Here is a 411-nt window from a genome sequence, read left to right as displayed (position 1 = left end):
GCGGCGGGTCACAGCAGCGATCAGTAACGATCAAGCACATCAGGGGGTCAGAATTCAGGCGACGTCAGAGGGTCAAGATTCAGCCGTCGTTGACACAAGCTGAGCGCCCGGACGCCCCCGATGGTGCCGCCGAGCATTCAGGCCGTCGCCGTCGCCCGTGCTATCCGGACCACTCGGGTCAGGCAGATGGCCCGGGGCTCCCGGGTTGTGCAGGCCGTAAGTCCTGGTCAGGCCGTTGTGTCGGGTCGGGCTACGGCGTTGCGCAGACTGCTGCGCTCGTGAAGCCAGTACGGCGGGCGGAGGACGTCATCCCACCCGTCGCTCGCCGTACTCCATGACGTGCGGCTCAGGTAGGAGGGACCTGAGCCGCACACCACCGCAATAAGGTTGCCATGACCGCTGGCGTGCGGG

Origin of the sequence: Streptosporangium sp. NPDC020145 (genome assembly GCF_040631275.1) — a bacterium.
Lineage (GTDB): Bacteria > Actinomycetota > Actinomycetes > Streptosporangiales > Streptosporangiaceae > Streptosporangium.
The sequence above is the reverse complement of the archived record's forward strand: the minus strand, read 5'-3'. Positions refer to the sequence as shown.